Annotated in this window: 14 protein-coding genes and 1 pseudogene; 9 read left to right on the top strand and 6 right to left on the bottom strand. The window is 76.7% G+C overall.

Annotated features, from left to right (window positions below; translation table 11 throughout):
* From ACIBQ8_RS34750 to ACIBQ8_RS34775, 6 genes and pseudogenes are all read left to right on the top strand, one after another.
* Complete coding sequence (locus ACIBQ8_RS34750) at window positions 1-648, top strand: isochorismatase family protein (protein ID WP_397178979.1); 648 nt, start codon at window positions 1-3, stop codon at window positions 646-648.
* Window positions 641-859 (top strand): phosphopantetheine-binding protein, encoded by a 219-nt coding sequence (locus ACIBQ8_RS34755; protein ID WP_397194083.1) that lies wholly within the window; start codon window positions 641-643, stop codon window positions 857-859. Before ACIBQ8_RS34750 ends, ACIBQ8_RS34755 begins: the two co-directional genes overlap by 8 nt.
* Window positions 856-8,241 carry an amino acid adenylation domain-containing protein gene (locus tag ACIBQ8_RS34760; protein WP_397194084.1) on the top strand — a complete coding sequence of 2,462 codons (7,386 nt, stop codon included), beginning with the start codon at window positions 856-858 and terminating at the stop codon, window positions 8,239-8,241. The genes ACIBQ8_RS34755 and ACIBQ8_RS34760 overlap by 4 nt, the downstream gene beginning before the upstream one ends.
* Complete coding sequence (locus ACIBQ8_RS34765) at window positions 8,238-8,432, top strand: MbtH family protein (protein ID WP_397178982.1); 195 nt, start codon at window positions 8,238-8,240, stop codon at window positions 8,430-8,432. Before ACIBQ8_RS34760 ends, ACIBQ8_RS34765 begins: the two co-directional genes overlap by 4 nt.
* Before the next feature lie 32 nt (window positions 8,433-8,464).
* A pseudogene (locus ACIBQ8_RS34770) lies at window positions 8,465-8,953 on the top strand (MFS transporter); the annotation flags it as partial.
* Window positions 8,954-9,185: 232 nt separating this feature from the next.
* A complete protein-coding gene (locus tag ACIBQ8_RS34775; protein WP_397194085.1) occupies window positions 9,186-9,980 on the top strand; it encodes an MFS transporter in 795 nt (264 codons plus the stop codon).
* Window positions 9,981-9,999: 19 nt separating this feature from the next.
* Here the strand turns inward: ACIBQ8_RS34775 and ACIBQ8_RS34780 are convergent, their stop codons facing one another.
* The 3 genes from ACIBQ8_RS34780 to ACIBQ8_RS34790 are packed head-to-tail and all read right to left on the bottom strand — an operon-like array spanning window position 10,000 to window position 14,289.
* On the bottom strand, window positions 10,000-11,115 hold the full coding sequence (locus tag ACIBQ8_RS34780; protein WP_397194086.1) for an amidohydrolase: 1,116 nt from the start codon (window positions 11,113-11,115) through the stop codon (window positions 10,000-10,002).
* Window positions 11,112-12,203 carry an enterochelin esterase gene (gene fes, locus ACIBQ8_RS34785; RefSeq protein ID WP_397194087.1) on the bottom strand — a complete coding sequence of 364 codons (1,092 nt, stop codon included), beginning with the start codon at window positions 12,201-12,203 and terminating at the stop codon, window positions 11,112-11,114. The genes ACIBQ8_RS34780 and fes overlap by 4 nt, the downstream gene beginning before the upstream one ends.
* A 1-nt stretch (window position 12,204) precedes the next feature.
* Window positions 12,205-14,289 (bottom strand): iron chelate uptake ABC transporter family permease subunit, encoded by a 2,085-nt coding sequence (locus tag ACIBQ8_RS34790; RefSeq protein ID WP_397194088.1) that lies wholly within the window; start codon window positions 14,287-14,289, stop codon window positions 12,205-12,207.
* Window positions 14,290-14,348: 59 nt separating this feature from the next.
* Between ACIBQ8_RS34790 and ACIBQ8_RS34795 the strand changes: the two genes are divergently transcribed.
* Together ACIBQ8_RS34795 and ACIBQ8_RS34800 are read left to right on the top strand one after the other, a co-directional pair.
* Entirely contained in the window at window positions 14,349-15,302 is a 954-nt protein-coding gene (locus ACIBQ8_RS34795) for an ABC transporter substrate-binding protein (protein WP_397178987.1), read from the top strand.
* Window positions 15,303-15,380: 78 nt separating this feature from the next.
* Window positions 15,381-15,836, top strand: a complete 456-nt coding sequence (locus tag ACIBQ8_RS34800; protein ID WP_397178988.1) for a VOC family protein — start codon at window positions 15,381-15,383, stop codon at window positions 15,834-15,836.
* Between the two features lie 22 nt (window positions 15,837-15,858).
* Here ACIBQ8_RS34800 and ACIBQ8_RS34805 read toward each other — a convergent pair whose 3' ends face one another.
* The gene (locus ACIBQ8_RS34805) at window positions 15,859-16,452 is read right to left on the bottom strand and encodes a helix-turn-helix domain-containing protein (protein WP_397194089.1); all 594 of its coding nucleotides are present in this window, start codon (window positions 16,450-16,452) and stop codon (window positions 15,859-15,861) included.
* Between the two features lie 89 nt (window positions 16,453-16,541).
* Here ACIBQ8_RS34805 and ACIBQ8_RS34810 point away from each other — a divergent pair, with 89 nt between their 5' ends.
* Window positions 16,542-18,128: an FAD-dependent oxidoreductase gene (locus tag ACIBQ8_RS34810; protein ID WP_397194090.1), complete on the top strand. Its 1,587-nt coding sequence runs from the start codon at window positions 16,542-16,544 to the stop codon at window positions 18,126-18,128.
* A gap of 112 nt (window positions 18,129-18,240) precedes the next feature.
* Here ACIBQ8_RS34810 and ACIBQ8_RS34815 read toward each other — a convergent pair whose 3' ends face one another.
* Together ACIBQ8_RS34815 and ACIBQ8_RS34820 are read right to left on the bottom strand one after the other, a co-directional pair.
* Entirely contained in the window at window positions 18,241-18,921 is a 681-nt protein-coding gene (locus ACIBQ8_RS34815; RefSeq protein WP_397178991.1) for an HAD family hydrolase, read from the bottom strand.
* 38 nt (window positions 18,922-18,959) lie between these two features.
* Window positions 18,960-19,877, bottom strand: a complete 918-nt coding sequence (locus tag ACIBQ8_RS34820) for a LysR family transcriptional regulator (RefSeq protein ID WP_397194091.1) — start codon at window positions 19,875-19,877, stop codon at window positions 18,960-18,962.
* Between the last annotated feature and the right edge of the window lie 61 nt (window positions 19,878-19,938).

Raw genomic sequence — 19,938 nt, forward strand, 5'->3', positions numbered from 1 at the left:
ATGCCGATCCCCAGGATCGAACCGTACGCCATGCCGTCCGAGCTCCCGGCCAACCGGGTGGACTGGCGGCCCGACCCGCGCCGGGCCGTGCTGCTCGTGCACGACATGCAGAACTACTTCCTGCGCGCCTTCACCCCCGGCCGCTCGCCGATGGTCGAGCTGATGGCCAACGTGCTGGCGCTGCGCGAGCGGTGCGCCGAGCTGGGCGTGCCCGTCGTCTACTCCGCCCAGCCCGGCGCCCAGAGCGCCGAGCAGCGCGGCCTGCTGCTGGACTTCTGGGGCTCCGGCATCGGCGCCGACCCGCGCGAGGCCGCGATCGCCGACGAGCTGACGCCCGGCGACGGCGACGTGCTGCTCACCAAGTGGCGCTACAGCGCCTACCAGCGCACCGGGCTCGCCGAGCTGATGGCCGGTCAGGGCCGCGACCAGCTCGTCATCTGCGGCGTGTACGCCCACATCGGCGTGCTGATGACCGCCTGCGAGGCGTTCATGCGGGACGTGCAGGCGTTCGTGGTCGCCGACGCCGTCGCCGACTTCTCCCGGCAGCACCACGAGATGGCCCTGACCTACGCCGCCGAGCGGTGCGCCGTCACCACCACGACCACGCGCGTCAGCCGGGCCCTGTCGGGGGCGGTGGCCGGTGTCTGAGGCCGAGGAGCGCCTGCGCGCCCAGATCGCCGGCCTGCTGTACGTCGAGCCGTCCGAGCTCGGCCTGCACGACGACCTGCTGGACGCCGGCCTGGACTCCATCAGGGTGATGACGCTCATCGAGGGGTGGAAGCGGGAGGGCCGCGACCTCGGCTTCCCCGACCTCGTGGACCGGCCCACCATCGCGGCCTGGGCGGAGCTGCTCACGTGACCGTGCAGACCATGCCGCTCACGGGCGCCCAGGCCGGGATCTGGCTCGCCCAGCGCCTGGACCCCGCCAACCCCGTCTACAACGCCGCGGACCGCATCGACCTGCGCGGCCCGCTCGACCCCGCCCTCTTCGCGCGGGCGCTGGAACGCTGCCTGGCCGAGGCCGAGCCGCTGCGCCTGCGCTTCACCGCCGAACCCGCCCAGTACCTGCCCGACTACGACTCGCTGCGCGGCTGCCTGACCGTGCTGGACCTGCGCGGCGAGCCCGACCCGGAGGCGGCGGCCGACGCCTGGATGCGGGCCGACCTGGCCACGCCCGTGGACGTCGTCACCGGCCCCCTGTCGCGGCACGCGCTGCTGCGCCTGGACGGCGACCACCACGTCTGGTACCTGCGGGCCCACCACATCCTCATCGACGCCTACGCCCTGTCGATGCTGGTCGGCCGGACCGCCGACATCTACACGGCGCTGGCCGACAGGCTGGCGCCGGGGGCGGGGCCGTTCGGGTCGATGGCGGCGGTGCTGGCCGAGGAGGAGGCGTACCTGGCCTCGGAACGGCGGGCCGGCGACCGGGCGTACTGGCTGGAACGGCTGGCCGCCGCCCCCGCCCCCGCCGTGCTCGCCGGGACGCCCGCGCTGTCGGTTCGCGAGCCCGCCGGGCTTGCCGGGACGGCGGCGCTGTCGGCTCCCGAGGTTGCCGGGCTTGCCGGGACGGCCGGGCTGTCGGCCCGCGAGGTCGTGCGGCGCCGCGCCTGCCTGCCGCCGCTGCCCCGGTGGGACGGCCTGGCCCGCGCCGCCCGCGCCACCTGGGCCGACGTCGCCGCCGCGGGCCTGGCCTGCTACGTGGGACGGCTCACCGGCAGCACCGACGTGCTGATCGGGCTGCCGCTGATGAACCGCACCGGGGCCGCCGTCCGCGTGCCGTGCCTGACGGTCAACGTCCTGCCGCTCCGGCTCGACGTACGGCCCGGCCGGACGGTCGGCGACCTGGTCGGCCAGGCCGCCCGCCGGATCGCCGAGGCCCGCCGCCACGGCCGCTACCGCATCGAGGACCTGCGCCGCGACCTGCGCCTCGGCGGGACGTCGCGGGCCCTGTTCGGCCCGCTGCTCAACATCAAGCCGTTCCCGGCCGAGACGAAGTTCGGCCGCGCGACCGGCGCCGTCACCAACCTGGCCGCCGGCCCGGTGGACGACCTGGCCGTGGCCCTCCTGCCCGACGGCGACCGCCTCACCCTGGAACTCGACGGCAACGCCGCCCACTACGACCCGGCCGCCCTGGCCGCCCACACCCGGCGCCTGGCCGCCTTCCTCACCACCCTGACCGGCGCTTCCCCGGACACCCCGCTCGGCCGCCTCCCCCTCCTCACCGACGAGGACCGCGCCGCCCTGCCCACCGATACCGCGCCGCGCCCCGGCCGCACCGGCCGCGCCGCCGCGCGGACCCCTGGACGGACTGCTGGGCGGCCCACCGGGCGGCCCACCGGGCGGACCACCGAGCGGACCACCGGGCGGCCCGACGCCCGGACCGACGCCCGGACCGACGCCCGGACCGACGCCCGGACCGACGGTCGCGCCACCAGCCGGACCGATGGGCGGACGGTGGTGGACGCCTTTCTGGAGCAGGTCCGGTGGACGCCCGCCGAGACGGCCCTGGTGTGCGACGGCGACAGGCTCACCTACGAGGAGCTGGGCGCGCGGGTGGACCGGCTGGCCCGGCGGCTGGCCGCGTTCGGTGCGGGCCCGGAGCGGGTCGTGGCCGTCATTCTGCCGCGCTCGGCCGAGCTGGTGGTGGCGCTGCTGGCGGTGCTGCGCAGCGGCGCGGCCTTCCTGCCGGTGGACCCCTCCTACCCGGCGGAGCGGCGCGCCTTCATGCTGGCCGACGCCGCCCCGTCCGTCGTGCTCACCCCAGGCTGGGCCGGGGACGCGCCCGGCACCCCCGACCCGCCGCCCCTCCCCGGGCCGGGCGACGCCGCGTACGTGATCTACACCTCCGGCTCCACCGGCCGGCCCAAGGGCGTCGTGGGCACCCACGGCGGCCTCGCCGCCCTCCTGGACTCCCACCGCGAACGCCTGTTCCCGGACGGCGGGAGGCTGCGCGTCGCGCACACCGCGTCGTTCTCGTTCGACGCCTCGCTGGACCCGCTGCTGTGGATGATCGGCGGCCACGAGCTGCACCTGCTCGGCGACGACCGCTACCGCGACCCCGAGGCCCTGACCGCCTACGTCCGCGAGCACGGCGTCGACTACCTGGACCTGACCCCGTCCCACCTGAAGGAGCTGCCCGGCCTGCTGGCCGAGCCGCCGCGCGTCGTCGTGGTCGGCGGCGAGGCCGTGCCCGGCCCGCTGTGGCGGACCCTGCGCGGACGCACGTTCGCCGTCAACCATTACGGCCCCACCGAGGCCACCGTGGACGCCTACACCTGGCTCGGCGACGGCTCGGAAGGTCCCACCGCGGGCTCGTCGGCGCACGTGCTCGACGACGCGCTGCAACCGGCGCCGCCGGGCGCCGTCGGCGAGCTGTACCTGGCGGGGGAGGGGCTGGCCCGCGGCTACCTGGGGCGTCCCGACCTGACGGCCGAACGGTTCGTCGCCGGTCCCGGCGGGTCGCGGCTGTACCGGACGGGCGACCGCGCCCGCTGGGCCGCCCCCGGACGGCTGGAGCTGCTGGGCCGGGCCGACGACCAGGTCAAGGTGCGCGGCGTGCGGATCGAGCCGGCCGAGGTCGAGGCGGTGCTGGAGGAGCACCCGTCGGTGGCCGCCGCCGCGGTCGCCCCCCACGCCGACCGCCTGATCGCCTACGTCGTCACGAACCCACCCGGCCAGCACCTCTCGCCGGGCGTGGGCGTCCCGTCCGGTCAGAATCTCTCGACGGGCGCGGACCTCCCGCTCGGACAGGACCTTCCGACGGGTGTGGAGTTGGTGCGGTTCGCGGCTGCGCGGTTGCCCGCCGGGATGGCGCCCGCCCAGGTCGTCACGCTGGAGGCGCTGCCTCGCACGCCCAACGGCAAGCTCGACCGCGCCGCGCTCCCCGCCCCCCAGACCAGGATCGCCACCGGCCGCGGTCCCGCGAACGCCGCCGAGGAGACCATGTGCGCCCTGTTCGCCGAGGTGCTGAACCTCCCGGCGGCGGGCCCCGAGGACGGCTTCTTCGACCTGGGCGGCCACTCGCTGCTGGCCGCCCGCCTCACCGTGCGGATCAGGGAGACCTTCGGCGCCGCCGTGCCGATCAGAGCCGTGTTCGACGCCCCCACCCCGGCCGGGCTCGCGGCCCGGCTCGGCGTCACCGCCGCCCCCCGGCCGCCCCTGGCCCAGGCCCTGAGGACCGGGCCGCGGCCCGACCCCGTGCCGCTGTCGTCCGCGCAGGCCAGGCTGTGGTTCCTGTACCGGATGCAGGGGCCGGACCCGACGTACAACATCCCGCTGGCGCTGCGGTTCGGCGGCGACGTGGACCGCGCCGCCCTGCGGGCCGCGCTCGACGACGTCGTGGCCCGGCACGAGATCCTGCGCACGGTCTTCCCCGAACGCGACGGCGTCCCCTGCCAGCGGATCCTGGACCGGTACAGGGTCCCGATGCCCGTCTGGCAGCCGGACGAGCCCGCCGCGGCCATGCGGAAGATCGCCCGCCGCGGCTTCGACCTGGCCGCCGAGCCGCCCCTCCGCGCCCACCTGCTGCGGCTCGGCCGCGACGAGCACGTGCTGATGCTCGTCCTGCACCACATCGCGGGCGACGGCTGGTCGGCGGGGCCGCTGGTCGGGGACCTGAGGACGGCCTACGAGGCCCGCCGGAGCGGACGGGCGCCGGCGTTCGGGCCGCCGCCCGTCCAGTACGCCGACTACACGCTGTGGCAGCGCGACCTGCCGCTGACCGGGCTGGACCACTGGCGGGCCACGCTGGCCGGCCTGCCGGACCGGCTCGACCTGCCTTTCGACCGGCCACGGCCCGCCGTGCTGGGCAGCGCGGGCGGCACGGTCCCCGTGGCGTTCCCGCCCGCCCTCATGGCCGCGGTCGGGGCGCTCGCCCGCCGCGCCCGCGCCAGCGTCTTCATGGTGCTGCACGCCGCCCTGGCCGCCCTGCTCACCCGGCTCGGCGCGGGCACCGACCTCCCGATCGGCACGCCCGTCGCGGGCCGCGGCGACAGCGCCCTGGACGGCGGCGTCGGCTTCTACGTCAACACCCTCGTGCTGCGCGCCGACACCTCGGGCGACCCGTCGTTCGCCGAGCTGCTGGACCGGGTCAAGGCCGCCGACCTGGCCGCGTTCGACCACGCCGAGCTGCCCTTCGACCGGCTCGTCGAGGCGCTCAACCCGCCCAGGTCGCGCGACCGGCACCCGCTGTTCCAGGTCATGCTCGTCCACCAGGACGCCGCCGAACCGCCGGGCGTCGAGGTCGTCCACACCGGGACGGCGAAGTTCGACCTCACCCTGAACGTCGGCCCGTCCGGCGCCGGGTTCCTGGAGTACAACAGCGACCTGTTCGACCGGGCCACCGTCCGCGCCCTCGCCGGCCGGCTGACCCGCCTGCTGGAACAGGCCGTGGCCGACCCGGAGCGGCCGCTCGGCGCCTACGACCTGCTCGACGCCGCCGAACGCCGCACCCTGGTCGAGGAGTGGAACGGCGACCTGGTCAGCGAGCCCGGCGGCACCCTGCCCGGCCTGTTCGAGGCCCAGGCCCGCCGCACCCCGGACGCCGTCGCCGTGCACACCTGGACGTACGCCGAGCTGAACGCGCGCGCCAACCGGCTGGCGCACAAGCTCATCGCCCACGGCGCCCGTCCCGGCGCCGTCGTCGCGCTGTCGCTGCCCCGCTCGCCCGACCTGGTGGCGGCGCTGCTCGCGGTGGTCAAGACGGGCGCGGCCTACCTGCCGCTCGACCCGTCCCATCCGGCCGCCAGGACGGACCACATGATCGCCGACGCCGGGCCGGTGTGCGTCGTGGACGCGTCCTGGCTGGACGACCTCGGCGACTGGCTGGACCACGACCCGGAGCGCGACCTGCGTCCTGGCGACGCCGCGTACGTCATCTACACCTCCGGCTCCACCGGGCGGCCCAAGGGCGTGGTCGTCACCCACCACAACGTCGTCCGCCTGCTGTCGGCCACCGACGCCCGGTTCGGCTTCGGCCCCGGCGACGTGTGGACGCTGTTCCACTCCTACGCCTTCGACTTCTCGGTGTGGGAGCTGTGGGGCGCCCTGCTGTACGGCGGCCGCCTGGTCGTGGTGCCGTACGAGACCAGCCGGTCCCCGGGCGACCTCCTCGACCTGCTGGAACGCGAGCGCGTCACCGTGCTCAACCAGACGCCGTCGGCGTTCTACCAGCTCATCGCCGCCGACGACGGCCGCGACCTGGCCCTGCGGTACGTGATCTTCGGCGGCGAGGCGCTGGAGCCGGCCCGCCTTGCCCCCTGGCGGGCCCGCCGCCCGGACCTGCCGCGCCTGGTCAACATGTACGGCATCACCGAGACGACCGTGCACGTCACCCACCACGTGCTGCCGCCCGGCGACCAGCACGGCAGCCCCATCGGGCGCGGCATCCCCGACCTGCGGGTCTACGTCCTGGACGACCGCCTGCGGCCGGTGCCGCCGGGGGTGGTCGGCGAGCTGTACGTCGCCGGGGACGGCCTCGCCCGCGGCTACCTCGGCCGGCCCGGCCTGACCGCCGAACGGTTCGTCGCCGACCCCTTCGGGCGTCCCGGCACCCGCATGTACCGCTCCGGCGACCTGGCCCGATGGCGCGCCGACGGCACGCTCGACTACGCGGGCCGCGCCGACCAGCAGGTCAAGGTGCGCGGCTTCCGCATCGAGCCGGGCGAGGTCGAGGCGGCCCTGCTGCGGCACCCGTCGGTCGCCCAGGCGGCCGTGATCGTCCGCGAGGACCGGCCCGGCGACCAGCGCCTCACCGCCTACGTCGTCCCGCCCGCCGGAACCGCCGAGGTCGGAAGCACCTCCGGAACCGCCGCAGCCGGAAGCACCTCCGGAAGCACCTCCGGAAGCACCTCCGGAGGTGCTTCCGCCGGAAGCGCCTCCGGCGGGGCCGCCTCCGGCGGGGCCGCCTCCGGCGGGGCCGCCTCCGCCGGGGCCGCAAACGCCGGGGCCGCAAACGCCGGGGACGCCGACGTGGGGGCCGCCGACGCCGGGATCGCCGACGTGGGGGAGGTGCGGGCGTTCGTGGCGCGGGTGCTGCCCGGCTACATGGTGCCGGCCGCCGTCGTCCGGGTGCCCGCGCTGCCGCTCACCGTGAACGGCAAGCTCGACCGCGCCGCCCTGCCCGCCCCCGAGGCCCCCACCGGCGGCGGCCGGCTGCCGGACGGGCCGCGCGAGGAGGCGATGTGCGCCCTGTTCGCCGAGGTGCTCGGCCTGCCCCGGGTCGGCGTGGACGACGGCTTCTTCGACCTCGGCGGCCACTCGCTGCTCGCGGTCCGGCTGGTGGCCAGGGTCAAGGAGGTGTTCGGCGCCGAGGTGTCCGTCGGCGCGCTGTTCGAGGCGCCGACCGCCGCCGCGCTCACCGCCCTGGCGCAGGGCGGCGCGCGCACCGACCCGCTGCGGGTGCTGCTGCCGCTGCGCGAGTCCGGCTCGCGGCCGCCGCTGTTCTGCGTGCACCCGGCGGGCGGGCTGAGCTGGTGCTACGGCGGCCTCATCCGGCATGTCCGGGACCGCCCGATCTACGGGCTGCAGGCCCGCCGCGACCACCTGCCCACCTCGCTGCGCCGCCTGGCCGCCGACTACGTGGCCCAGCTCAGGCTGGTGCGCCCGCGCGGGCCCTACCACCTGCTGGGCTGGTCCACCGGCGGGATCATCGCCCAGGAGATGGCCGTGCAGCTCCGGCTGGCCGGGCAGCAGGTCGCGCTGCTGGCCGTCCTGGACGCCTACCCCGCCGAGGGCATGCGCGACCTGCCGCCCTCCGACGAGGCCGAGGCGCTGGAGGCGCTGCTCACGATGGGCGGTTTCGCCCCCGACGCCGCCCTCACGCTGGAGCGGGTGGCGGAGATCCTGCGCCGCGAGTCCAGCCCCCTGGCCGGGCTGCCGGCCGGGACGCTGGCCGAGCTGAAGGACCTCTACCTCAACACCAACCGCCTCGTACGCGCCCTCGACACCCGCCGCTTCGACGGCGACGTGCTGTTCTTCCGCGCCACCGTCGACACGGTGGACGACACCCTGACCGCGGACGCCTGGCGCCCGCACGTCGGCGGCACGATCGAGACGCACGACGTGGCCTGCAGCCACAAGGACATGACCCAGCCGGGCCCGATCGCCGAGATCGCCGCGATCGTCGCCGCCCGCCTCGACCACCTTGACCGCCTCGACCGACTCGACCACCTCGACCGACCCGGCGGCCCCGGCCCCCGCGACGCCGCCGCCCCCAAGACCCAGGAGCACACCCCGTGAACCCCTTCGACGACCCGGACGGCCGGTTCCTCGTCCTGGCCAACGACGAGGACCAGCACTCCCTGTGGCCCTCCTTCGCCGCCGTCCCCGACGGCTGGTCGGTGCGCTTCGGGCCGGACGGCCGGGCCGCCTGCCTGGCCTACGTCCAGGCGTCCTGGACCGACCTGCGCCCCCGCAGTCTGCGCCGGTGAGGGGCCGCGTACTGGCCGCCTACGTCACGGCGATGTGCGTGAGCGGCCTGGACGCGACGATCGTCAACCCGGCGCTGTTCGCCCTCGCGGCCGACCTCGGCGTGCCGCCCGCCGCGGCGAACGCCGTGGAGTCGGCGTTCCTGGCCAGCCTCGCGATCGCCATGCCGGTCGCCGGCCGGCTGTGCGACCGGTACGGCGCGTCGCGCGTCTTCCTGGCCGCGCTCGCCGCGTTCACGGCAGCCTCCGGGCTGTGCGCGCTGTCGTGGGACCTGGGGTCGCTGGTGTGCTTCCGGGTGCTCCAGGGCGCGGCGGGCGGCGTGCTGACGCCCGCCGGGATGGCCATGCTGTTCGCCGCCTACGCCCCCGAGGAGCGCATGCGGCTGTCCCGGCACATCGTGGTGCCGACCGCGCTCGCGCCCGCGCTCGGCCCGGTGCTCGGCGGCCTGCTGGCCGACACGCTCTCGTGGCGCTGGGCGTTCCTGGTCAACCTGCCGCTCGGCGCGGCGGCCCTGCTCGCCGGGGCCGCCGCGCCGCGGCCCCCCCCCCCCCCCCCCCCCCGCCAGGGGGGGGGCGCGGGCGGCGGGCGGCGGGACGTGCCCGGCCGGTTGCTCGCCCGCGGGGGGGGGGGGGGCGGGGGGGGCGCCGCGGGGGGGGGGGGGGGGGGGGGCGCCCGCCCCCCCGCGGGCGGGGGGGCCCGGCCGCCGGGGGGGGGCCCCCCCCCCCCCGCGGCCCGCCCCCGCCCCCGCCCCCGGCATGGGTGGGGGCGCGGGCGGCGGGCGGCTGGACGTGCGCGGCCTGTTGCTCGCCGGCGGAGGGTCCGGCCTGCTGATGTACGGGCTGAACCAGGCCGCGGCCGGCATGTCGCCGCTCGCCTGGGCGGCGCTGCCCACCGGGGCCGCCCTGGTGTGGGCGCTGGTCAGGCAGGCGCGCCGCGCCGAGCCGCCGCTGCTGGACCTCGGGCTGCTGGCCGACCGCGGTTTCCTGCGCGGCGCGGCCACCGCCGCGCTGTCGGCCGCCGGCCTGCTCGGCATGCTGTTCGCCTTCCCCGTGATGTACCAGGACGCGCTGGCGGCCACGGCCACCGACGCCGGTCTCGTGGTCTTCCCCGAGGCGCTGGGGCTCATGGCCGCCGGGTTCCTGGTGGACCGCGCCTGCGCCCGCTGGGGCGAGCGGCGCGTGGTGGCGGCCGGGCTGCTCGGCGGCGCGGCGCTGTTCGCGTTCCTCGCGCTGGCCGAGCCGGGGCCGTGGACGCTGCGGGCCGTCATGTTCGCCGTCGGCCTGGTGCTCGGGCAGGCCGTGACGGCGGTGCAGGTGTCGGCGTTCACGACGGTCGGGCCGCGGGTGATGGGCCGGGCCATGACCCTGTTCCAGTCGCTGCGCATGCTCGGCGGCGGGCTCGGCGTCGGCGTGTGCGCCGCCGCGGCGGCCCTGGCCGGGTACCCCGCCGCGCTGCTGGCCGCCGCGGCGTTCCTGCTGGCGGCCTACGGCGCCGCCGCCCTGCTGCGGCCCGCCGCCACCGTCGCCCGAGAGGCCGGGACCACCGGCTGAGAGCCTGGTGGGCCCGGGACTACCGGCTGAGGGCCAGGTCGGCGGCCGTCAGCGCGAGCAGGACGGCCGCCTCGACCAGCGCGCGGTCGGCCGCCGGGGCCGCCGCGGCGGCCGCGAACCCCGGCTCGTGCGGCGCGGCCCCGCCCGCCCCGATGTCCAGCATCGGATGGACGGCCGGCACGACGTGCGACACGTTCCCCATGTCCGTCACCGCGAACGGCTCACGCTCCACCGCCGCCGGACGGCCCAGCGCGGCGGCGTTGGCCGCGTACAGACCGGCCAGCGCGGCGTCGTCGCGGAAGTCCAGGTAGTCGGGCTCCGGCCGGGTCAGCCGCAGCTCGCAGCCGGTCGCCGTCGCCGCGCCGCGGAAGCAGGACTCCACCCGCGCCCGCAGCCCCGCCAGGCCGGCCGCGGCGGCGGCCCTGATCTCGTAGGAGGCCGTGGACCTGGCCGGGATGACGTTGGGCGCCTCGCCCGCCGAGGTGACCACGCCGTGCACGCGCAGGTCGCGCGGGAGCTGCTGGCGCATCAGGCCGATCGCCACCTGGGCCAGCGTCATCGCGTCTGCCGCGTTGCGGCCCTCGTGCGGGGCGAGGGTCGCGTGCGCGGCCCGTCCGGTGTACTCGGCGTCCAGGGTGCCGAGCGCGAACGAGCGGAACCGGACGGTCTCGAACGGCCCGGGATGCACCATCATCGCGGCGTCCACGCCGTCGAACACCCCGGCCTCCAGCAGCAGCGCCTTGCCGCCGCCGCGTTCCTCGGCCGGGGTGCCGACGACCTTCACGGTCAGCCCCAGCTCGTCTGCGAACGGGGCCAGCGCCAGGCCCGCGCCGGTCGAGGCGGCGGCGATGACGTTGTGGCCGCAGGCGTGGCCGAGGCCGGGCAGCGCGTCGTACTCGGCGCAGAAGGCCACGGTCAGCGGGCCGCTGCCGCGGACGGCGGAGAAGGCCGTCGGCAGGCCGCCCGCGCCCGCCGTCACCGCGAAGCCGCCCGCTTCGAGCAGGCCCGCGGTCCAGGCGGCCGCCCGGTGCTCCTCGAACGCGGTCTCGGGGTGGGCGTGGATCCGGTGGCTGAGCGCGACCAGCTCGGGGGCGCGGGCCTCGGCGCGGCGGCGGACGGCGTCCCTGACGTTCACAGCCAGCCCGCCGCGAGGTCGGTGAGGCCGTCGGCCAGGCCGCCGAGCCAGCAGGCCGGGTCGTGGCCGCCGTTGTACTCGGTGTAGCTCACCTCGTACCCCTGGGCGGCGAGGGCGCCGGCGAAGCGGCGGTTCTCCTCCAGCAGCATCCACTCCAGCCGGCCGGCCTCGACGTGGAAGCGCACCGGCAGCCTCGGGACGGCGGCGTACCGGCGGGTCAGCCGTTCCGGATCCTCGTCCGGCCACCAGTACGACCCCGACTGCGACAGGACGTTGCCGAACCGTCCGGGCGCGAGCAGCGCGGCGTAGGAGGCGGTCAGCCCGCCGAGGCTCTGCCCCGCGATCACGGTCAGCCCCGGATCGCTCGTCGCCCGCCACGTGCGCTCCGCCCACGGCAGCAGGTCGTCGGCCAGGTAGCGGACGAACGGCTCGTGGCAGGCCAGCTCCCGCAGCCGGGACGGCCGGTCCACCGAGTCGGGCATCAGCACGACGAGCGGCGGCAGGCGGCCCTCGTTCACCAGGTTGTCCAGGGTGGGCGCGACGCGCCCGGCCCACACCTCGCCGTCCAGCAGCACCACGACGGGAAGGGGACCGGCGGCCGGGCCGGGCGGCGTGTAGACCCACACCCGCCGCCCGCCCGACCGAGCCTGACCGACCCGGCCGCGCGGCACGCCCGGCCGGCGCTCCCGGTACGGCTGCGGCGGCGCCTGCGGCAGCTCCAGCAGCGAGGACGGACGCCGGTCCGGCGGTCCTGGCACGGTGAGCGGGTTGCCCGGATCCGGCACGGCCGCGCGCAGGACCTGGAGCCAGGAGTCCCGGTCGGTGCCCGGCAGCCGGTCGCAAGGCAGGATCTGGTAGCCGGCGCGCAGGTCGGCGTCCAGTTCGTAGGTGAGGTGGAGCAGGTCGCTGCCCGGACGGCGGGTCATGACATGCCGGCTGATGTCGCCCGCGTGCCGGTCGCGGTCGGTCATCGTGTTGATCAGCACGACCGCCTGCTCGCCGCGCGACCTGGGCCGCCAGAGGAACGTCACCTTGCACCGGCCGGGCGTGCCGCCGGGCTCGACGATCGGGGTGGTTGCGGGTGTCATGTCACGGCCTCCGGTCCGACAGCAGGGTCCACAGCAGGAAGGGGCCGCCCAGGATGCTGGTCACGACGCCCACGGGGATCTCGGCGCCGTCGGCGGCCACGCGCCCGGCCGTGTCGGCGATCACGACCAGCGCCGCGCCGGTGAGCGGCGCGCCGACCAGCGGCAGCCGGGCCGGTCCTGCCAGCCGGGCGGCGACGACGGGCGCGGCCAGGGCCACGAACGAGACCGGCCCGGCCACACCGGCCGCCAGCCCGGCCAGGACGACGGCGAGCGCCAGCAGGGCGATCCTGGTGCGGCCCGGATCGACGCCGAGCCCGGCGCTGACGTCCTCGTCGAAGCGCAGCACGGCCACCCGGCGGGCCAGCGCGAGCGCGGCCGGGACCAGCACCGCCAGCCCGGCGGCCACCGGCAGGGCGACGGAGTAGCCGCGCCCGGCCAGGCTGCCCACGCTCCAGGAGTGCACGGCCGTGGCCGAGCCGAGCCCCTGCCAGGCCAGCAGCGACTGGGTGAGCGCGCCGGCCAGCGTGGTCAGCGCCAGCCCCGTCACGATGAACCGGTAGCCCTGCCGGCCGACGCCGCCCGAGACGGCGAACACCGCCACGGCGGCGGCCAGCGCGCCCGCGGGGCCGATCCACCAGTGGGCGAACAGCGTGCCCGAGGCGGACGCCGTCCCGGCGACCATGATGGCGATGACCGCGCCCTGGTTGATGCCGAGCAGGTCGGGGGTGGCCAGCCGGTTGCGCGCCAGCGCCTGCGTCAGGCAGCCGGACAGCCCGAGCGCCGCCCCCGCCACCAGCCCCGCCACCACCCGCGGCAGCCTGATCTCCTGGACGAGCAGCACGTGCCCGCCCTCGCCCGAGCCCGCCAGCGCACTCAGCGCCTGCCCGGCCGTCATGTCCGACTGCCCGGCCGCCACCGCCGCCACCACGGCCGCCGCGGTGACCGCCAGCAGCGCCGCCGCCGCCACGGACGACCGTACGGGCACCAGCACCGACCAGCCCCGCCCCCGCACGACCCGCGCGCCGGAAGGCGACGGCCCGCCCGCCCGCGCGCCCCCGCGGACGGGCCGCCGCCGCGGCGCCCCGGACGGGAGCAGGTCACCGGGCCCGGCGGCCACCGCCCGCGACCGGGCCACCACGACCAGCACCGGCGCCCCCAGCACGGCGACCAGCAGCGCCACGGGCGCCTCGTACGGCCGCGCGACCACCCGGGCCAGCACGTCGGCCCCCAGCAGCACCACCGCCCCGGCCAGCCCGGACAGCACGATCCGCGCCCCCACCCGCCCCCCGCCCAGGGACCTGGACAGGTATCCGGCCAGCAGGCCGAGGAAGCCGATCGGACCGGCGACCGCGACCGCCGCGGCGCTGAGCAGCGTCACCGCCGCCGTCACCCACAGCCGCGTGCGCCCGGGCCGGTGGCCGAGCGCGACGGCCAGGTCGTCACCGAGCGCCAGCGCCGCCAGCGGCCGGGCCGCGACCGCCGCCATGACCAGCCCCGCCGCGACCGCCGGCGCGATCGCCAGCACCCGGTCCATGGGGATCCCGGCCAGCGAGCCGAGGATCCAGTACCGGTACTGGTCGAACGTCACCGGGTCGGCCACCAGCACGGCCGTGGTGATCCCGGTGAGCGTGGCCGACAGGGCGGCGCCGGCCAGCACCAGCTTCAGGGGCGAGAGCCGGGCCCCGACCGCGAGCACGGTCCCGGTGGCCAGCAGCGCGCCGCCGAGCGCCCATCCCAGGTACGCGCCGCCGGTCTGCGCCCCGGCGGTGACGATCCCGGTCACGACGCCGAGGGCGGCGCCCGCGTTCACGCCGAGCAGCCCGGTCTCGGCCAGCGGGTTGCGGGTGACCGACTGCAGCAGCATGCCCGAGACCCCGAGCGCGGCGCCGACGACGAGGGCGGCCAGCGTCCGGGGCAGCCGCAGGGTGTCCACCACCATGCGCAGGTGGCCGTCCCCGCCGCCGCCGAGCAGGTAGCCGAGGACCTGCCCGGGGGCGACCCGGCCCGCGCCGGTGAGCATGGACGCCGCGCACAGGGCCAGCAGCGCGGCGGCGCCGAGTCCGAAGGCGCGGACTTGCGTAAACATAAGGTAAGGCTAACCTAAAAAAGGTAAGGCTTTCCTAATTTCTTAGCTCGGGAGCTCGTATGGCCCCTCTCCGCAGGGTCGGCGGACTGCTCGTCGCCGCCGCCGCCGTCCTGACCGCCGTGGCGTGCGGCGCGTCCTCCGCACCCGCCGCGCCGGGCGCGTCCGCCGCCGCGCCGGCCGTCCGGGAGGTCAAGGACGCCACCGGCACCCTGATCAAGGTCCCGGCCGAGCCCAGGCGCGTGGTCACCCTCACCCAGGAGGACCTGGACGCCGTCCTGGCCCTCGGCGTGACCCCGGTGGGCATCACCAACGGCCAGGGCATCGGCACGCCGCCCGCCTACCTGGCCGACCGGGTGAAGGGCGTCCCGGTCGTGGGCAACCTGCTGCAGCCGGTCATCGACAAGGTCGTCGAGGCCAGGCCCGACCTCATCCTCGCCGGCGACCTCCAGGACCAGCAGCTGCTGGACCAGCTCCGCAAGGTCACCCCGGCCACCGTGGTCACGATGGCGCCCTCCGACGACTGGAAACTGTCGTTCATGGGCGTCGGCAACGCGCTCAACAAGCTGGACGCGGCCAGGAAGGTGATGGCCGACTACGACGCCCGCGTCGCCGCGGCCAAGGCCCGGATCAAGCCGGCCGAGGTGAGCATCGTGCGCTGGAACCCGCAGGGCCCGAGCTGGATGGAGAAGCGGCAGTTCGCCGGCTTCGTCGCCACCGACCTCGGCCTGACCCGTCCCGCCGCCCAGGACAAGGACGGCACCGCCCACTCCATGCCGCTCAGCCTGGAGGCGCTGTCGGACATCGACGGCGAATGGCTGTTCGTCTCCACGCTGACCGCCGACGGCCAGAAGACGCTCGACGAGGTGCGGCGGACGCCCGCGTTCAAGGAGCTGAAAGCGGTCAAGGCCGGGCACGTCGTGCCGGTGAACGGCTCGGTCTGGAGCACCCGTGGCGCCCCGCTGGCCGCCGGCGTCGTCCTCGACGACCTGGTCAAGGCCCTGACCGCGGCCTGAACGGGGCCCGGAAAGGGAATTTACCGGCCGCGGCGCGGGTTGGCGGGGGTGATCGTCCGCATCCGATGAGGAGAACCCATGAACGACCACCCCGACGCCCCGGCCGTCCGACAGCTCCGGCTGGTCGTCGAGGCGGAGGACTACGAGGCGGCGCTGACCTTCTACCGCGACGTGCTCGGCCTGCCCGAGGAGGCCGCCTACTCCTCCGGCGACGGCGCCCGCGTGGCCATCCTCGACGCGGGACGGGCCACCCTGGAGATCGCGAACCCGGCCCAGAAGAAGATGATCGACGACGTCGAGGTGGGCCGGCAGGTGGCGCCCAAGCTCCGGGTCGCCTTCGAGGTGGACGACTCCCGCGAGACCACCGCCCGCCTGGTGTCGGCCGGCGCGGACGAGGTGGCTCCGCCCACGCTCACCCCCTGGCAGTCGCTCAACGCCCGCCTCGACGCGCCCGGCGGCCTGCACATCACCGTCTTCCAGGAGCTCGCCACCTCCGAGGAGCGCGAGAAGCTGGACGGCTTCGGCACCTCCTGACCGCCGCGTCCCGGCCGGTCGCTCATCCGGCGGCGGTGGGGCGGGCGCGCACGTGCATGCGCTCGCCCTGCCGCCCGAACAGGGCGAGCACCTCCGTGGGGTCGGGGCCGGGATTGGCGAACGCGTGCGGCACGCGGGTGTCGAACTCGGCCACCTCGCCCGCGGTCAGCACCACGTCGTGCTCGCCGAGCAGCAGGCGCAGCCGCCCGGACAGCACGTAGAGCCACTCGTAGCCCTCGTGGGCCCGCTGCTCGTACTCGCCGTGGGGCCAGCCCGGCGGGTAGATCTGCTTGTACGCCTGGATCCCGCCCGGACGCCGGCTCAGCGGGATGTAGGTCATGCCGTAGCGCGACACCGGCCGCAGGTGCACCCGCGGATCGCCGGTCGGCGGCACGTCGATCAGCTCGTCCAGCGGCACCTGGTGGGCGCGCGCCAGCGACAGCAGCAGCTCCAGCGTGGGCCGGCGGCCGCCCGACTCCAGCCGCGACAGCGTGCTGACCGAGATGCCCGTGGCCTCGGCGAGCTGGGCCAGCGTCACGCCCCGCCGCTGCCGCAACGCCCGCAGCCGCGGCCCCACCGCCCGCAGGACCTCGTCGAGATCCGGTGTCCCGTCCATGCGCCCAGCTTGCCATTTCGGCAACGACATTTGTCAACCTCGTCGCCCGGGACGCACAGTGTGCCATCGGCACATCTCTGGAGGAACGCGTGGACGACAAGATGGACGACAAGATGGACGACAAGTACGACGTGGTGGTCGTCGGCGGCGGGGCCGCCGGGCTCAGCGGCGCCCTGACCCTGAGCCGGGCCCGCCGCAGGGTGCTGGTCATCGACGAGGGCCGGCCGCGCAACGCCCCGGCCGACGGCGTGCACACCTACCTGGGCCGGGAGGGCACCCCGCCGCTCGACCTGCTGGCCGCCGGCCGCGAGGAGGTGACCGGGTACGGCGGCGAGCTCGTCACCGGCTCCGCCGTGGCGGCCGAACGCCTGGACGCCGGCGGTTTCCGCGTGCGGCTGGCCGACGGGTCCGCGGTCGTGGCGGACCGGCTGCTGGTCACCACGGGCCTGGTGGACGAGCTGCCCGACCTGCCCGGCGTGGCCGAGCGGTGGGGCCGGGAGGTGCTGCACTGCCCGTACTGCCACGGGTGGGAGGTGCGCGACCAGCCGATCGGCGTGCTGGCCGCCGGGTCGATCGCCGCCCACCAGGCGCTGCTGTGGCGGCAGTGGAGCGACGACGTGACGCTCTTCACGCACACCGCCCCGCCGCTCGGCGCGCAGGACCGGGCCAGGCTGGCCGCGCGCGGCGTCACCGTCGTCGAAGGGCGGGTCGCCGGCCTGTCGCCGGACTCCGGCCCGCTCACCGGCGTCACCCTGGAGAACGGCGACGTCGTCCCGTGCCGGGCCTTCGTGGTCGCCCCGCGCTTCACCGCCCGCTCCGCCCTGCTGGCCGGGCTCGGCGTCGAGACGGCCGAGCAGCTCATGAACGGGCACGTCATGGGCGTCCACGTGCCCGCCGACCCGGCCGGCGCGACCGGCGTCCCCGGCGTGTGGGTGGCCGGGAACGTGGCCAACCTGGGCGAGAACGTCATCGGCGCCGCCGCCGCGGGGGTCAGGGCGGCGGCGGCGATCAACGCCGACCTGATCGAGGAGGAGACCCGCCGCGCGGTGCACGCCGCCGCGCCGGTCTCCGGCGAGCAGTTCTGGGACGACCGCTACGGGCAGTCCGAACGGATCTGGAGCGGCAACCCCAACGCGCGCCTGGTCGAGGAGGTCGCGGACCTGGCGCCCGGCACCGCGCTGGAACTGGGCTGCGGCGAGGGCGCCGACGCCGTGTGGCTGGCCCGCCGCGGCTGGCGGGTCACCGCCGCCGACATCTCCGGCGTGGCCCTGGCCCGCGCCGCCGCCCACGCCGCGGACGCGGGCGTGGCCGAGCGCGTCGACTGGCAGCGCCACGACCTGGCCGAGTCCTTCCCCGAGGGCGAGTACGACCTGGTCACCGCCAGCTACCTGCACTCGCCGGCCGAGCTGTCGCGCGAGAAGGTGCTGCGCGCCGCGGCCGCGGCCGTCGCGCCCGGCGGCCAGCTCCTGGTGCTCGGGCACGCCGGCCCCCCGCCGTGGCAGCCCGACGCCGGCGTCGAGCTGCCCACCCCGCGGCAGGTGCTCGACGCGCTGGAACTGGCCGAGGGGGAGTGGGAGGTGCTGCGCGCCGAGGAGTTCGAACGCGCCCAGACCGCCCCCGACGGCACGCCGGCCGTCCGCGTCGACAACGTGCTGAGGATCCGGCGGCGCGGCTGACCCGGCCCCTCAGCGGCGACGGCGGCGCGCAGCTCGTCGTCCGGCAGTTCCGAGGCGCTCATGCCCTCGGCTCCACGCCACCCCGGCCCCCGTGTCCAGACGACGGGACGCGTCAGTCGAGGGCAGTCGTCAGCGGGCCGCGGGCGGCCTCCTCCAGCAGGGCGACGGCGCCGGTCAGGGCGGGGAAGGCGTCGATGAAGGCGTCGACCGGGTGCGGGTCGAAGTCGGCGGGCCTGCGCAGCCCGCTCTGCATGCAGGCGACGAACCGCAGGCCCGCGCCGGTGGCCGCGGCGGCGTCGGTGGGGGAGTCGCCCACGTAGAGGCACTCGTCGGGGGCCAGTCCGGTGGCGGCCAGCAGCTCGTCGAAGGCGCGCGGGTCGGGCTTGCCGAAGCGCGTGTTGCCGGCGTGGTAGACGGCCGCGATCCGGCCGTCGAGCGCGTGGCCCGGCGCCATCAGGTGCTCCATCTCGGCCTCGTCGCGCGAGGTCAGCAGCATGACCTCGCGCCCGGCCGCGTTGAGCTCGTCGATCGCGCGCAGGTTCTCCCCCGGGACGACGTCGACCAGCCCGGCCGCCACGTACTCGCGCAGCACGGCGTGGTGCAGGGGCAGGTAGGCGGCCAGGTCGAGGCCGGGCGAGCGCAGCGGCATGGCCTCGTGCAGCGGCCGGCCCCAGGTCGCCACGTGCGCCGCCCTGGACATGGGCCCGTGGCCGAGCCGCCCCAGGACCTCGTTCTCCAGCTCGAAGCACGCGGCCTCGGTGAGGCACAGGGTGTCGTCGACATCAACCACCACGGCACGGATCACAGGCCACACCATAACCGGTGGCCGTCTCAGGAGCCGACGGCGGCGGCGCGCAGCGCGCCCGCCAGGTCCGCGACCGGCCCGGGGACGGGGCCGGGCAGGCGGGCCAGCAGCAGCCGCCGCTGCTCGCGCGGGCCGCCCCGCACCGGCAGCACCCGTACGCCCTCCGGCACGGCCGGGCCCATCGACGCCGGCACCGTGGTCAGCCCGCAACCGGCCGCCACGAGGGCGAGCTTGGCCAGCCAGTCGCGGACGACGAGCACCGTCTGCGGCCGCTCGTCCAGGCCCGGCCACACGCCCAGGGTGGGGGTCTCGCCCGCCGGGGCGGCCGGGCCGGCGATCCAGGCGCGGCCGTGCAGGTCGGCGACGTCCACGTACTCGCCCCTGGCCAGCGGGTGCCCGGCGGGGACGGCCACGCGCAGGCCGCGCTCGGTCAGGATCTCGATCTCCAGCGGCGGCGTCTCGGCGTCCGGGGCGCGGAACGGCGGGGCCGAGCTGAGCAGGGCCACGTCCAGCGTGCCGGCCCGCAACGCGCGGACCAGGGCCGAGCTGCCGTCCTCCCGCCCGGTGACCGCGATGGACGGACGCGTGCGGCGCAGCTCGGCCAGCGCGCGGGGCACCAGCGCCGCCCCCGCGCTGGCGAACCAGCCGAACCGGACGGTCGCCGGCTCGCCGGGCAGCCCGGCCAGCTCCCTGGCCGCGGCGTCGACCTCGTCCACGACGGCCGCGGCGCGGCGCAGCACGAGCCGTCCGGCGGCGGTCAGCCGCACGCCGTCGTGCCGCCGCTCCAGCAGGCGGGCCCCGGCCGCGCGTTCGAGCGCGGCGACCTGCCGGGACACGGCGGACTGCGTGTAGCCGAGGGCGGTGGCCGCCGCGGTGAGCGTGCCGCGCTCGGCGACCTCCCGGAAGACCCGCAGGGCGGTGAGCGACGCGTCGGTGAAGGCCATGACGATCACGCATACCGGACTTGAGGAACTTTCGCTACCCGAATGCCTCCGTCCGCTCCTA

It is taken from the genome of Nonomuraea sp. NPDC049646 (assembly GCF_044465525.1).
Taxonomy (GTDB): domain Bacteria; phylum Actinomycetota; class Actinomycetes; order Streptosporangiales; family Streptosporangiaceae; genus Nonomuraea.

Bases quoted from the DNA above. Each gene is read 5' to 3' on its own strand.
- ACIBQ8_RS34750 (WP_397178979.1), top strand. From the start codon at position 1: ATGCCGATCCCCAGGATCGAACCGTACGCCATGCCGTCCGAGCTCCCG.
- ACIBQ8_RS34775 (WP_397194085.1), top strand. From the start codon at position 9,186: ATGGGTGGGGGCGCGGGCGGCGGGCGGCTGGACGTGCGCGGCCTGTTG.
- fes (WP_397194087.1), bottom strand. From the start codon at position 12,203: ATGACACCCGCAACCACCCCGATCGTCGAGCCCGGCGGCACGCCCGGC.
- ACIBQ8_RS34790 (WP_397194088.1), bottom strand. From the start codon at position 14,289: ATGTTTACGCAAGTCCGCGCCTTCGGACTCGGCGCCGCCGCGCTGCTG.
- ACIBQ8_RS34795 (WP_397178987.1), top strand. From the start codon at position 14,349: ATGGCCCCTCTCCGCAGGGTCGGCGGACTGCTCGTCGCCGCCGCCGCC.
- ACIBQ8_RS34800 (WP_397178988.1), top strand. From the start codon at position 15,381: ATGAACGACCACCCCGACGCCCCGGCCGTCCGACAGCTCCGGCTGGTC.
- ACIBQ8_RS34805 (WP_397194089.1), bottom strand. From the start codon at position 16,452: ATGGACGGGACACCGGATCTCGACGAGGTCCTGCGGGCGGTGGGGCCG.
- ACIBQ8_RS34820 (WP_397194091.1), bottom strand. From the start codon at position 19,877: ATGGCCTTCACCGACGCGTCGCTCACCGCCCTGCGGGTCTTCCGGGAG.